This is a genomic window from Brachybacterium horti, assembly GCF_054777615.1.
On the sequence record NZ_BAAHAM010000004.1, the window covers coordinates 450,266 to 463,262 of the forward strand.

Consider the following 12,997-nt stretch of genomic DNA (forward strand, 5'->3'; position numbering starts at 1 on the left):
CAGACCACCAGGGCGAGCGGCGGGGGTCAAGCGGATTGCCGTCGGCCCGCCCGCCACGGGAGGAACAGGCCGGAGAGGATCAGGCCGACGACGCCAACGAGCAGACCGCCGCGCACCCCGATCCCGGTCGCGACCAGTCCCCCGAGCAGGGCGAACACGGGGGCGGCGCCGCGGGAGGCGAGCGTGAACGCGGTGGTCACCCGGGTCATCACGGCGCCGTCGGTCGCCTCCATGCGGACCGCCGTGTAGACGGGACGGAACACCCCGGCGAAGGTCAGCAGGAGGAAGGTGGAGACGACGTAGACCACGAGGCCCGCGGTGCCGCCCGGCAGGAACGGCAGGGCGAGGACGGGCACGCCGCGCAGGACGGCGGAGCCGACGAGGGTGCGGTGCTCCCCGAGCCGCCTGCTCACCCGCGGTGCGAGCCACGAGCCGAGCAGGCCGCCGAGGCTCGGCAGGGCGAGGGCGATCCCGAACTGCCAGGCGCGCAGGTCCAGGCCGCGCAGCAGCAGCACGAGCTCGAGCGGTCCGATCCAGGCGATGAACGCGGCGAAGAGCGAGGCGTTGATCAGCAGCGGCCGCAGCGTGCGATCCCGGAGGGCGACGGTGAACCCCGCGCCCGCCTCCGCGAGGAAGTGGCGGTCGCCGGGGGCGGGCGGGTCCGGCTCCGGACGTCGGATCCGGCTGATCCCGAGCGCCGAGGCGAGCAGCCCGATAGCCTGAACGCCGAGGGTGACGGTGCTGCCCAGCAGCTGCACGATCGCCCCGCCGAGCATGGGCCCCAGCGAGGTCAGCAGCCAGAACGTGGACTCCAGCTTCCCGAGGGCCTCGGTTCGCCGCTCTTTGGGGACCAGGTTCTTCAGGTGCGCGGCGGAGGCCCCGCCGAAGACGATCCCGCCGAGCGCCCCCACCGCGGAGACGGCGACCAGCTGCCAGAACGTGAGGACGCCGAGCAGGGCCGCGACGGGCACCGAGAGGTACAGCAGCGCCCGGACCACGTCCGCGGTGATCATCACCGGGCGCTTCCGCCGCGCCTCGAGGAACGGCCCGATCGGGAGCGCCAGCGCCGCGCCCACCAGGCCGGCGACGGCGGTGAGCAGGGAGACCTGGAAGGTCGTCGCCTCGAGCGTGCGCACGGCGATCAGCGCGAGGGCGCCCATGGCGATCGCGGTGCCGGCGTCGGACGCGGCCCGCGCGAACCACAGGAGCTGGAAGTCCCGGTCCAGCGGCGGCGCCGTCCCCGCTTCGGCCTCCGTCGTCTCCGTCGTCATCCGCGCCCCTCCGCTCGCCCCGAAGGGCCGATGCTAGGGCGCCGGTGCAGCGATCAAGCCGTCGGCGCGCCGGGCGGGAGCATCCGCCAGGATCCCTCCGCGTGCTCGAGGCAGAACGACGATCCGCCGACGAGATCGCTCTCGAGCCGGTACGGGTCGCCGTCGCTCGGCAGCCCTGTGCGGCCAGGGGCCACGCCGCCCAGGGTCGCGATGATCGCGCCGCCGTGGATGACGACGAGCACGGTCTCCCCAGCGTGCGATCGGGCGAGACCCTCGAGGACGGGCATGGTCCGCTGCACGATCTCGCAGCCGCTCTCGCCGCCGAGGATCCTCGCGTCGAGATCACCGGCCAGCCAGCCGAGCAGGGTCCGGCCGACGGAGAGGACGTCGAAGGGCTCGTCCCCCTGCTCGTACTCGTGCAGTCCGGGGCGCGTCACCGGCTCGAGCCCGAGCTCGTGCGCGACGATCCTCGCCGCCTCCCGTGCGCGGGAGAGCTCCGAGCTGACGACGGCCGTGACGCGCTCGTCCCGGATCCGCGCCGCCAGTGCGCGCGCCTGCTCCTGCCCGAGCTCGGTGAGGACCCCTCCACGGGTCTCCTCCGTCGCAGGACTCGGATAGGCGGCCTCGCCGTGCCGGGCGAGGATGATCTGGGTCCTCCGCTGGTCACCGTACATCGGGTCAGGCTACGGAAACAGCCCCGATGCCGGGCCCGTCGAATAGTCGCCGGCGCTGAGGTCATGCGAGCTCTCTCCCGTACACGCGCAGGATCTCCGGCTCCCCACCCTCGCCTGCCACCGACGCGATGCGGATGTCGCGGAGAAAGGTGAAGCCGGCCTTCTCGGCGACCCGGGTGGAGGCGTGGTTCTGCGCGTCCGCCCGGATCACGGCCCGTCGGCCGACACCCCTCTCGAGGATCTGGTCGCAGACGAGATCGACCGCGCGCACCGCCACGCCTCGGCCGCGCGCCTCGGGCGCGACGCCGTACGCGACGTTGACGTCCCCGGGCTCAAGACCATCCGTCACATCGGGGTCGTAGTCGACCGTTCCCACGCAGCGGCCGTCGAGCCAGATCCCGAAGGCTCGCTTGGCCTTGCCGTTCTCCGCATCGTGCACGAGCTGCGCGATGTAGGCCGCGGTGCCCTCCACGGTGCTCTCACCTCCGCTGAGCCAGTGGATCGTGTGCTCGTCCTCCGCGTCGACGACGGCCCGGGCGTCCTCGATGCGGAGCGGCGCTATCGAGATCTGCATGCCCGGACGGTACGTCGGCCGGCTCCGTCCCGCGATCGGATTATCCCTGGTCAACCGGGTCGTGCGGCGGGGCCGACGTCGGTCTCGGGTTCGTGATCGCCGTCGGGATCGAACAGCGTCTGCTCCGCGATCCGGCGCTCGAAGTTCGCCAGCGCATGGTCGCGGAGCTGCTCGAGCCCCGCCAGCTGAGCGGCGGCGGCGACCTGCAGTGGGAGGGTCGCGCGATGGATCTTCGCCCGTCGGACCTCCTCCGCAGAGGCGAGCGCGCAGAGGGCCGAGGCATCGTGGAAGCTGATCAGCGGCGCGAGGTCGATCGCCGGATCTCCGATGCAGGCGTGGTCCCAGTCGATGACGGAGGCGGCTGCGTCTCCTGCCCAGAGGATGTTGTGGGGCCCGAAGTCACCGTGGCAGAGCATCGGCGCCACGTCGCCTTCGACGTCCAGCACCCGCTGGACCTGCACCTCGGCGACGTCGGCCGCAATCGGTCCCAGCAGGGGCGCCAGCTCGCGGCTCACGATGCTCGGCCACCGGTCTCCTCCGCACCAGGCACGCACGGGCGCGAGGGATCCGCGACGGCCGGGCGTCGACCGGCGGAGCGCGCGGAGCAGCTCTCCGTACTGTGCGAGGCGCTGGCCCGAGCAGGAGGTCAGGTCGTCGGCCGTCCTCCCCGGGACGGTCGACAGGGTCGTCACCCACAGGTCGGCCGACTCGACCCGCCTGGGCTCTGCGAGAACCCGTGGTGTGGCCACCTCGGATAGCACGCCTTCCAGAGCCGCCAGCGAGTCGGCCTCGCGATAGCTCCGGTCGCGACCGTCCCGCCCGAGGGCGGCGCGAAGAGTCGGACTGTCCGGCGCGGTCAGGACGAGGTGGAACGCTCCCCGGCGCAGCTCGGCATCGGCCCATCGGAACTCGGGCCACCAATGGGATCCGGCCTGGATCAGGGCTTCTCGCGTATCCGTCACCGCGCTGCGCCCTGACCGCTGCTTCCACTGAGGAAGGCTCGTCGTGCGTCGTTCGGCCCTTCGAAGGCCTCCCACGCCCGGACGGATTTCGCATTGTCGAGCCATGTCAGCGCGTGGACCGAGCCGGTCTTCTCGTCGACGTACTCACCGCGCTCCCAGGCGTCGATCTCTGCGTCGAGCAATGCTCCCTCGAGCGCCAGATCCTCGAGCCTCCCATCCGAGAACCGGACGTAGAGGAAGACCACGACGTGCGGCTCCGACCACCGGCGCCACCACAGGTGCCCGCCGATCTGCATCCTGGCTATCGACGCGTCCACGTAGAGGAAGCTGTCTGCCCCGTGCGCGTCCGAGAATCGGGCGACGCGATGCTTGAACGGCTCAAGTCGAGCATGGGGGATGTCCGACGGATCAGTCTCGGAGAATGCCCTCCAGGACATCGGTCCCCCTTTCGCGTCCCGCCGGCCCGGAAGTCGTCGGATGCGCAGCAAGTCCGCCGACTCGACCTCCGAGGTTCTCCGCGCATCATCCCACGTGACAACGCGCTCGGCGTGGGGCGCCGAACGCCCAGAATGACGGTGGGCCTATCCTCGGATGATGAGGTCGAAGAAGTATTTCGAGCTGCTCGATCAGCGGCTCTCCGCGTACACCGCGGAGGTGCCTGATGGGCCGTGGCCACCGTCGCAACGGGCCATCGATGCGGGCTGCCGTGCCTTCGCGGGGCGGGCGACCGCAGGGATCACCGCGGGCCACGACGTCCTGGTGACTGACTGGTCGACCACACGGACGGAGAGGACGTTCGTCGAACGCCTTCTCAGAAGGCCGGCCCCGGAGCCGAGAGAGTCGTTCGCCATCGACATCTACTCGCCCGCCAGTGCACCGGAGGAGTGGTCCCCGGAGCTTGATCGTGCGTCGACACAGCTCGGATTGAGCCTCTCCGACGTGATCGCCTGGTGCGAGCCGCTCGACATCAACTGGATGCCTCCGCTCCTCGCGGAGAGGGCAGGCGGCTGGTTCAGCGGTAACTACGACCGCTACTCGCCGAACGGTCTACCTGACTGACGAGGATCCTCCGCCTCGTCGGCGGCCACGCTCACCGGCAGGTGCTCAAGGCATGCAGACAACCCGCGTCTCTTGCTCCGCCTGAACGCTGCTTTCCGCACTTTCCTCCAGGGAGATCCACGTCGAGAACGACTAATCGGAGGCTCACCCGTCCCAGATCTGGGCGATGTGCTCGGGACCGAACTCGACCACCTGATCAGCGCTGAGGAGCCCCGCCAGGTCCACCGGATCGTTGTCGATGTAGCCGGTGAGGCGATCCCCGTCCTTCGCCGTCACCTGCACCCACAGTCGTTCGCCGCGGTCGGAGAGCGGCTCCTCCCAGATGAGCTTCACCGCGTCCCCGACAGCAGCGCCACGGCGCTGCTCGAGCGGCAGGATCCCGAAGGTCTCCGGATGCTCCCGGTGACGCTCGTCCACGTCGACGAGGTGCAGCGCCTCGGCGCTCTTCCAGCGCGGGATGCGCCTCTCCCGCCGTCTCACCGCGCCGCGCCCCCGAACTCCTCCGCGAAGCGCGCCCGCCGCTGGGCCTGCTCGACCGGGTCCGGCACGGGCAGGGAGGCGATGAGGCGGCGCGTGTAGGGGTGCTGCGGGTCGTGGAGAACGTCCGGGCCGTGCCCCTGCTCCACGAGCTCGCCGCGCAGGAGCACGCCGATGCGGTGGGCGAGGGAGTCGACGACTGCGAGGTCGTGGGAGATGAACAGGGCCGCGAAGCCCAGGCGCTCCTGCAGCTCGCGGAACAGCTCGAGCACCGTGGCCTGCACGGACACGTCCAGCGCGCTCGTCGGCTCGTCGGCCACGAGCAGCTCGGGGCCGAGCACGAGGGCGCGGGCGAGGGACACGCGCTGGCGCTGCCCGCCGGAGAGCTCGTGCGGGTAGCGGCGGGCGTAGGCGCCGGGCAGCTCGACAGCGTCCAGCAGCTCCTGCACCTTCGCCTCGCGCTGCGCGGCGCCGAGGCCCTTCTCGTGCACGACGAGCGGCTCGGCGATGCACTCGGCGATCGTGAGGTGCGGGTTGAACGAGGTGGCGGGGTCCTGGAACACGAAGCCGATGCGCCGGCGCACGGGCCGGAACGCCTTCTCGCGGATCCCGTTCATCTCGTGGCCGAGCACCTGCAGGCTGCCGCCGCTCGTGCGCTCGAGCCCGGCGATCGCGCGGCCGATGGTCGTCTTGCCGGAGCCGGACTCCCCCACCAGGCCGTACACCTCGCCGGCGCGGATCTGCAGGTCCACGCCGTGCACGGCGCGGAACGCGGGCCGGCCCAGCCGCCCCGGGTACTCGATGACGAGGTCCTTGGCGGTGACGACGGGCTCCGCCTGCTCGATCGCCTGCTGCCGCTCGGGGTCCAGGGCGCTCCAGGCGCTGTTCCGGCCCAGGTGCGGGACAGCGGCGAGTAGCTGCTTCGTGTAGTCCTGCTGAGGGCTCGCGAACAGCTCGCGGGTGGCGGCCCGCTCGATCACCTTCCCGTGCCGCATGACGGCGACCGAGTCGGAGAGGTCCGCGACGACGCCCATGTTGTGGGTGATGAGGATGATCGAGGTGCCGAAGCGTTCCCGCACGTCGCGCAGCAGGCCCAGGATCTCCGCCTGCACGGTGACGTCGAGGGCGGTGGTGGGCTCGTCGGCGACGATGAGCTCCGCCCCGAGGGCGAGCGCCATCGCGATCATGATGCGCTGCTTCTGACCACCGGAGAACTCGTGCGGGTAGCGGTCGATCCGCTCCTCCGGGTCGGGGACGCCCACGGAGGCGAGCGCCTCGACGGCCTCGGCGCGGATCTGCCGGCGGGTGAGCTTGGGGCGGTGCGCGCGGAGCCCCTCGCCGATCTGCCACCAGATCGGGTAGACGGGGTTCATGGCGCTCGAGGGCTCCTGGAACACCATGGAGACGTCCTCGCCGCGCAGTGCCCGCAGCCGGGCGCCGCGCAGGCCCACGACGTCGGTCCCGGAGACGAGCACGGCCCCGGTCGCGTCGGCCGTCTCGGGGAGCAGGCCGAGGATCGAGCGGGCGGTGACGGACTTGCCGGAGCCGGACTCGCCGACCACGGCGAGGATCTCCCCGGAGGCGACCTCGAGGCTCACGCCGTCCACGGCGTGCACGTCCCCGGCGTCGGTCGCGAAGTGCACGTCGAGGTCGCGGATCGCGAGCCGCGGCTCGACCCGTGCGCGGTCCTCGGCGCGAGGCGTGGCGGCGGTCATCGTCGGGCTCCCTTCCGTCGCCGGCGGGAGCGCAGGCGCGGGTCGTCGAGGTCGTTGACGGACTCGCCCACGAGGGTCACGCCGAGCACGGCGGCGACGATCGCAAGGCCCGGGAACAGGCCGGTCCACCAGATGCCGGAGGTGGCGTCCGCCATCGCCCGGTTGAGGTCGTAGCCCCATTCGGCGGCGCTCGTCGGCTCGATGCCGAAGCCGAGGAAGCCGAGCGCGGCGAGGGTGAGGATCGCCTCGGAGCTGTTGAGGGTGAAGATCAGCGGCAGCGTGCGGGTGGCGTTGCGCAGCAGGTGCGTGCCCATGACCCGCCGGTGCGGGGTGCCGATCACCTTCGCGGCCTCGACGAAGGGCTCCGCCTTCAGCCGCACCACTTCCGCGCGGATCACGCGGAAGTACTGCGGCACGAACACCACGGTGATCGAGAGCGCCGCGGCGAGGATGCCGCCCCAGGCGCTCGACTGCCCGCCGGAGATGACGATGGACATGACGATCGCGAGCAGCAGGGAGGGGAAGGCGTAGATCGCGTCGGCGAGCATGACGAGGATCCGGTCGAGCCAGCCGCCCACGTAGCCGGAGATCAGCCCCAGCAGCACGCCGAGGAACAGGGAGGCGACGACCGCGCAGGCCATGACGGCGACCGCGGTGCGAGTGCCGAAGACGACGCGCGAGAGCACGTCGTAGCCCGCGACGGTGGTGCCGAGCGGGTGCGCGGCCGACGGCGGCTGCTGCGTGCCGAAGGCGGTGCCGCCCGCCGACGTCGCCGCGAAGGGATAGGGCGCGATCAGCGGGGCGAGCAGCGCCGTGAGCAGGAGCCCCGCGACGAGCACGAGGCCCGCGATCAGCATCCCCCGCTGCAGGCCGACGCTGCGGCGCAGGTGGGAGACGATCGGCAGGCGCAGGTACCAGGGGGCGTGGGCGGTCGCGGCGACCGCGCCGGCCTGCACGGCGACGGCCTCGTCGCCCTGGAGGCCGCCGTCGGCGCCGGGAGGGGCCGGGTTCGGGATCGTCATGTCAGTACCTCACGCGGGGATCGATGAGCGCGGCGATCACGTCGACCAGGAAGTTGGAGACGGCGACGATGACGGCGAGCATCATGACGATGCCCTGCACGGCCACGTAGTCGCGGGCCGCCATGTACTCGGCGAGCTGGTAGCCGAGTCCACGCCATTCGAAGGTGGTCTCGGTGAGCACGGCGCCGCCCAGCATCATCGCGACCTGCATGCCCATCACGGTGATGATGGGGATGAGGGCCGGGCGCAGGGCGTGCCGGGTGGTCAGGCGGGACTCGGCGACGCCGCGGGAGCGGGCGGAGTCCACGTACGGCATCTCGAGCGTGCCGATCATGTTCGTGCGCACCAGGCGCAGGAAGATCCCGCCGGTGAGCAGCCCGAGGGCCACGGCGGGCAGCGCGGCATGGCGCAGCACGTCGCCGATCAGCGCCGGGTCCCCCAGCCGGATCGCGTCGAGCAGGTAGAAGGGGCTGGGGTTGAGGATCGCGCCCATGGTGCGCTCGCCGCCCGTGGAGAGGCGGCCCGCGACGGGGAACCAGCCGAGGCCCACGGAGAACACGAGCTTGAGCAGCAGGCCCACGAAGAACACCGGGGTCGCGTAGCCGAGGATCGCGAGGACCCGCAGGGCGAGGTCGCCCCAGCGGTCACGGTTCCGTGCGGCGATCATGCCCAGCGGCACGCCCACCACGAGCGCGACGACGATCGCGTAGAGCACGAGCTCCGCCGTCGCCCCGCCGTACTGCAGCAGGATCGCGGAGACCGGCCGGCCGTCGGTGTAGCTGGTGCCGAAGTCACCGCGCAGCACCCCGCCGAGGTAGTCGAGGTACTGGATGATCAGCGGCCGGTCGTAGCCGGCCTCGGCGCGGCGGGCGGCGAGCTCGGCCGGGGTGAGGCGGCCGCCCAGGGCCGCCGTGATCGGGTCGCCGGTGATCCGCATGAGGAAGAAGACGACCGTCATGAGGATGAGCACGGTCGGGATGATGAGCAGGAACCGGGTCAGCACGTACCGCCCCAGCCCCCCGCCGCTCCGTCGGGAGGAGCGGGAGGGGGCGGAGGCGGCGGGCCCGGGCTGCGTCTCGGCGGCCGCGGTCACTTCGACAGCGGGACGAGGCGGAACTTGAAGGAGGAGTCGAGGGTGACGCCCTGGAGGTCCTTCGTGGACACCGCGATCTGCGAGCCCTGCAGCAGCGGCAGGGTCGAGACGTCCGCGGCGACCTTGTCCTGGATCTCGACGAAGGTCTTCTCCCGCTCGGCGGCGTCGGCGATGCCGCGCTGCTTCGCGATGAGGTCCTGCACCTCCGCGTTGTCGTAGTGGTTGACCAGGAAGTTGTCCTTGCTGAAGAACGGGGAAAGGTAGTTGTCGGCGTCGGAGTAGTCCGGGAACCAGCCCAGCTGGTACGCGGGGTAGACGTCCGCGGTGCGGTCCTTGGAGTACTGCACCCACTCGGTGGACTGCAGGTCCACGGCGAACAGGCCGTCGGCCTCGAGCTGCGACTTCACCGCGGCGTACTCGTCGCCCGAGGAGGAGCCGTAGTGGTCGGGGTTGTACTGCAGGGACAGCTGCACGGGGATCTCGACGCCCGCGTCCTCGAGGCGCTTCTTCGCCTTCGCGGCGTCCGGCCCGCCGGAGCCGTCGCCGTAGAGGTCCTGGAACTGGGTGCCGGCGCCCGGCAGGCCCTCCGGGATGTACGAGTACAGCGGGGTGTAGGTGTCCTTGTAGACGGAGGTCGCGATCGCCTGGCGGTCGATGAGGTCCGCCGCCGCCTGCCGCACGGCGAGCGCCTTCTTCTCGTCGGCCTGCTCCGTCTTCGCGCCGTAGGGCTGGGTGTCGAAGTTGAAGACGATGTAGCGGATCTCGCCGCCGGGGCCGTCGTGCACGGCGACCGCGTCGTCCTTCTTGAGGTCCTCGACGTCCGTCGCGGAGAGCGAGCGGAAGACGGCGTCGACGTTGCCCTGCTGCACGTCGAGCTTCATGTTGTTCTGGTCCGCGTAGTAGGAGATCGCGACGTCGGAGGTCTTGGGCGTGCCGTACAGGCCCTGGTAGCCGTCGAAGGCCTGGAAGGAGGCGAGCTCGTTGAGCTTCCACGAGGTCAGCTGGTACGGGCCGCAGAACGCCTTCGCGGCGACGATCTCGTCGTCGGAGAGCACCGCGTCCGCGGGGAAGACCTCGGAGTCGACGATCGGGCCGGCGGGGCTGGAGAGGATGTACGGGAAGGTCTGGTCGTCGGGCTCCTTGAGGTGGAACTCGACGGTGAGCTCGTCGACCACGTTCACCGAGTCGAGGTTCGCGAGCAGGCTCGAGGGGCCGTTCGGGTCGGCGATCGCGATCTGCCGGTCGAAGGTGTGCTTGACGTCCTCGCTCGTGAGCTCGTTGCCGCTCGCGAAGGTGAGGCCGGACTTGAGCTTCACGGTGTAGACGGTGTCCGAGGTGAACTCGGCGGACTCGGCGAGGTCCGGCTCGGGCTTGCCGTCCGTCGAGCCGATCTTCGTGTTGAGCAGGTAGCCGTAGACCTGGGTCCAGACGACGGAGGAGCCGTTGTCGTACGCGGCGGCCGGGTCGAGGGCGGTGACCTTGTCGGTGGTGCCCACGGTGAGCGCGGAGCCGCCGGCCCCTCCCCCGTCGCTGCCGCCGGACTCCGTGGTCTTCGCGCAGGCGGCGAGCAGCAGCGGCACGCCTCCCATCGCGATCAGCATCGAACGGCGGCGGGGCGTGAGGGCATCGAACATGGGGTTTCCTCCAGGGGACCGTGGCGCGGGGATGACGCACGCGGGGCAGATGGCCGTGTGACGTGGGTCCCACGCCATCGGTGGTGGGGAACGCTAGCACCGGAGCGCGGCGCGGGAGACCGCTGCGGCCTCCTGCGGCACCTTGTTTCCGGATCGTGACGTCCCGTGGCCGTTCATGACATGCGGGGGGTGTTCCACGAAACTCGCTGACTAGGGCAAACGCCGGTGCTCCGGCCAACGCGTGTACATGGGCGGTGAAGATTTTGTACACCTGCGGGGCTGCCGCACGGATAGGTGACATCTGATCTGGCTTGCCCGGGGAGGCTGGAAGGATGTGCACTCTGCCCGCTGCCTACCCCCAGGAGTTCCGCGAAGACGTCGTGCGAGTGGCCCGGTCCCGTGAGGACGGCATCACCATCGCGCAGATCGCGAAGGACTTCGAAGTCCATGAGATGACGCTCCACAAATGGATCCGCCAAGCCGACATCGACGACGGCAACCGCCCCGGCGGGACCCGGGAGGAATCGACCGAGCTGCGCGAGGCCCGCAAGCAGATCCGGCTGCTCCAGCAGGAGAACGAGGTCCTCCGCCGTGCCGCGGCCTACCTGCCCCAGGCGAACCTGCCGGGAAAAGGTTCTACCCGCTCGTGAGCGAGCTCGCCGCTGACGGCATCCCCGTCGCGGTGTCCCTGCGGGTCCTGAAGCTCTCCCGCCAGCCCTACTACCGCTGGCGCCACCAGCAGGTCACCCAGGCTGAGCTGACTGAGGCCTACCGCGCCAACGCGTTACTGGACGCCCACGTCGATGACCCCGAGTATGGCTACTGGTTCCTGGCCGGCGAAGTGATGTGCGAGCGGACGGCATGGAGCATCTGCCGGGACAACCTGTGGTGGTCCGTGTTCGGGAAGAAGCGGGCCAAAGAACGGGAAGCGACCAGGCCCACCGGTCCACGACGACCTTGTCAAGCGCGACTTTACTGCTGATGACGTGAACGAGCTGTGGCTGACCGATATCACCGAGTACTGGACCGGTGAGGGCAAGCTCTACCTCTGTGCGATAAAGGACGTGTTCTCCGGCCGCATTGTCGGCTACTCGATCAGCGACCGTATGAAGGCACGACTGGCGGTGAACGCCCTGGACAACGCCGCTTCCCGCCGCGGTGACGTCGCTGGTTGCATCGTGCATTCGGACCGAGGATCCCAGTTCCGGTCACGCAAATTCGTGCAGACGTTGAACCGTCATCACCTCATCGGGTCGATGGGGAAAGTCGGTGCAGCTGGGGACAACGCCGCGATGGAGTCTTTCTTCTCGCTGCTGCAGAAGAACGTCCTGGATCGTAAGCGGTGGCGGACTCGAGAAGAGCTCCGGATCGCGATCGTTACCTGGATCGAACGCAAGTATCACCGCCGCCGTCGACAGGCCCGTCTGGGTCGATTGACCCCCATCGAATACGAGACCATCATGAACCCCGCCGTGAGCCTCGCGGCCTGACACCTATTCGTGCGGCAGTCCCAAGCAGCCTGGGAACCGACCGGGCTATTGCGCGACAACGTCGCCATCGACCCCAAGACCAGCGTCGAGAACGACGTCAGGTGAGAAGGTCTGGATGCCCCGTCGCGGCACGGCGTTCCTCGTCGCGTGCCCAGATGCCGAGCAGCCGCAGGGCGTCGCCGGACGGTGTGCCCGGTTCAGCGCTGAACGTCAGCAGTGCGACATCGGGGTCGGCGGCGAGATACAGGTTCTCGTAGCTCAGATCCATGCGACCCACGACGGGATGGTTGACTCGCTTGACGCCGCTGGTGTGGCGGCGCACGTCCTGCGACTCCCACCGGGTGCGAAACTCCGGCACTTCGAGCAGCTCCGCGACCAGCGCGTTCAGGGCGGGGTCGTCTTTCGCTGCGCCGACTTCGGCGCGGAGGATCTGCACCCCGTTGTCAGCGATCTCGTCCCAGTCGACCCAGAACGCGCGGGAGTGCTCCTGGCGCATGAACTGGAACCAGGTGTGGTTGATCGGCTCACGTCCGTCTTCATACAGGCGGAGGTAGAACGCCCGCCCGAGAGTGTTACTGGCGACCACGTCACCGACGCGGTTCACGGCGAGTCCGATCACGCCCTCCATCGAATCCAGCAGCCGCTGCACCCCGTCGCGGACTCGATGAACCGTCCGTACGTTCGGCGCCTTGTCTCCCGCGGCGAGCGTCGCGTAGAGACGCCGCAAATGCTCCCGCTCGATGTCGGACAATCGCAGCACCCTGGAGATCGCGTCGATCACCGAGTCCGATGCCCCTGTAGCGTCCCCCCGCTCGAAGCGGGTGTAGTACTCCACGCTGACCCCGGCGAGCATGGCGACCTCCTCGCGCCGCAACCCCTTGACCCGACGACGCGAGTTGCCCTCACGAATGCCTACATCGCCCGGGGTGAGTCGTTCGCGGCGCGTGAGGACGAAGTCGCGGATGCGGCTGCGCAGCTCTAGCTCGTCGGTCATGACTCCAATCGTAGGCAGGCGCTGCCCGATTA

12 protein-coding genes and 1 pseudogene are annotated in these 12,997 nt (G+C 70.1%); 2 read left to right on the plus strand and 11 right to left on the minus strand.

The window, feature by feature from the left end; translation table 11 throughout:
• Positions 1 to 26: 26 nt before the first annotated feature.
• The 5 genes from ACYVAP_RS15005 to ACYVAP_RS15025 all read right to left on the minus strand — a co-directional run bounded on the left by ACYVAP_RS15005 (position 27) and on the right by ACYVAP_RS15025 (position 3,918).
• Positions 27 to 1,271 carry an MFS transporter gene (locus ACYVAP_RS15005; protein WP_498861297.1) on the minus strand — a complete coding sequence of 415 codons (1,245 nt, stop codon included), beginning with the start codon at positions 1,269 to 1,271 and terminating at the stop codon, positions 27 to 29.
• A 53-nt stretch (positions 1,272 to 1,324) separates the two neighbouring features.
• The gene (locus ACYVAP_RS15010; protein ID WP_498861298.1) at positions 1,325 to 1,945 is read right to left on the minus strand and encodes a histidine phosphatase family protein; all 621 of its coding nucleotides are present in this window, start codon (positions 1,943 to 1,945) and stop codon (positions 1,325 to 1,327) included.
• A 61-nt stretch (positions 1,946 to 2,006) separates the two neighbouring features.
• Positions 2,007 to 2,519, minus strand: coding sequence for a GNAT family N-acetyltransferase (locus ACYVAP_RS15015; protein ID WP_498861299.1), 513 nt, complete (start codon positions 2,517 to 2,519; stop codon positions 2,007 to 2,009).
• Between the two features lie 50 nt (positions 2,520 to 2,569).
• Entirely contained in the window at positions 2,570 to 3,481 is a 912-nt protein-coding gene (locus tag ACYVAP_RS15020; RefSeq protein WP_498861300.1) for a phosphotransferase, read from the minus strand.
• On the minus strand, positions 3,478 to 3,918 hold the full coding sequence (locus tag ACYVAP_RS15025) for a hypothetical protein (RefSeq protein ID WP_498861301.1): 441 nt from the start codon (positions 3,916 to 3,918) through the stop codon (positions 3,478 to 3,480). The genes ACYVAP_RS15020 and ACYVAP_RS15025 overlap by 4 nt, the downstream gene beginning before the upstream one ends.
• 157 nt (positions 3,919 to 4,075) lie before the next feature.
• Here ACYVAP_RS15025 and ACYVAP_RS15030 point away from each other — a divergent pair, with 157 nt between their 5' ends.
• Positions 4,076 to 4,540 carry a hypothetical protein gene (locus tag ACYVAP_RS15030; RefSeq protein WP_498861302.1) on the plus strand — a complete coding sequence of 155 codons (465 nt, stop codon included), beginning with the start codon at positions 4,076 to 4,078 and terminating at the stop codon, positions 4,538 to 4,540.
• Positions 4,541 to 4,684: 144 nt separating this feature from the next.
• On the opposite strand, the gene ACYVAP_RS15035 is transcribed toward ACYVAP_RS15030, so the two are convergent.
• From ACYVAP_RS15035 to ACYVAP_RS15055, 5 genes are read right to left on the minus strand one after another with little or no spacing between them, the layout of a single operon-like run.
• A complete protein-coding gene (locus ACYVAP_RS15035; RefSeq protein ID WP_498861303.1) occupies positions 4,685 to 5,020 on the minus strand; it encodes a hypothetical protein in 336 nt (111 codons plus the stop codon).
• Entirely contained in the window at positions 5,017 to 6,732 is a 1,716-nt protein-coding gene (locus tag ACYVAP_RS15040; protein ID WP_498861304.1) for an ABC transporter ATP-binding protein, read from the minus strand. Before ACYVAP_RS15040 ends, ACYVAP_RS15035 begins: the two co-directional genes overlap by 4 nt.
• Positions 6,729 to 7,754 carry an ABC transporter permease gene (locus ACYVAP_RS15045; protein ID WP_498861305.1) on the minus strand — a complete coding sequence of 342 codons (1,026 nt, stop codon included), beginning with the start codon at positions 7,752 to 7,754 and terminating at the stop codon, positions 6,729 to 6,731. Before ACYVAP_RS15045 ends, ACYVAP_RS15040 begins: the two co-directional genes overlap by 4 nt.
• A 1-nt stretch (position 7,755) precedes the next feature.
• Entirely contained in the window at positions 7,756 to 8,847 is a 1,092-nt protein-coding gene (locus ACYVAP_RS15050; RefSeq protein WP_498861306.1) for an ABC transporter permease, read from the minus strand.
• Positions 8,844 to 10,481: a periplasmic substrate-binding domain-containing protein gene (locus ACYVAP_RS15055; protein ID WP_498861307.1), complete on the minus strand. Its 1,638-nt coding sequence runs from the start codon at positions 10,479 to 10,481 to the stop codon at positions 8,844 to 8,846. The genes ACYVAP_RS15050 and ACYVAP_RS15055 overlap by 4 nt, the downstream gene beginning before the upstream one ends.
• 341 nt (positions 10,482 to 10,822) lie before the next feature.
• On the opposite strand from ACYVAP_RS15055, the pseudogene ACYVAP_RS15060 reads away from it, so the two are divergent.
• Positions 10,823 to 11,971, plus strand: a pseudogene (locus tag ACYVAP_RS15060) (IS3 family transposase).
• A gap of 97 nt (positions 11,972 to 12,068) precedes the next feature.
• Here ACYVAP_RS15060 and ACYVAP_RS15065 read toward each other — a convergent pair.
• Entirely contained in the window at positions 12,069 to 12,965 is an 897-nt protein-coding gene (locus ACYVAP_RS15065) for a helix-turn-helix domain-containing protein (RefSeq protein WP_498861308.1), read from the minus strand.
• Positions 12,966 to 12,997: the final 32 nt, after the last annotated feature.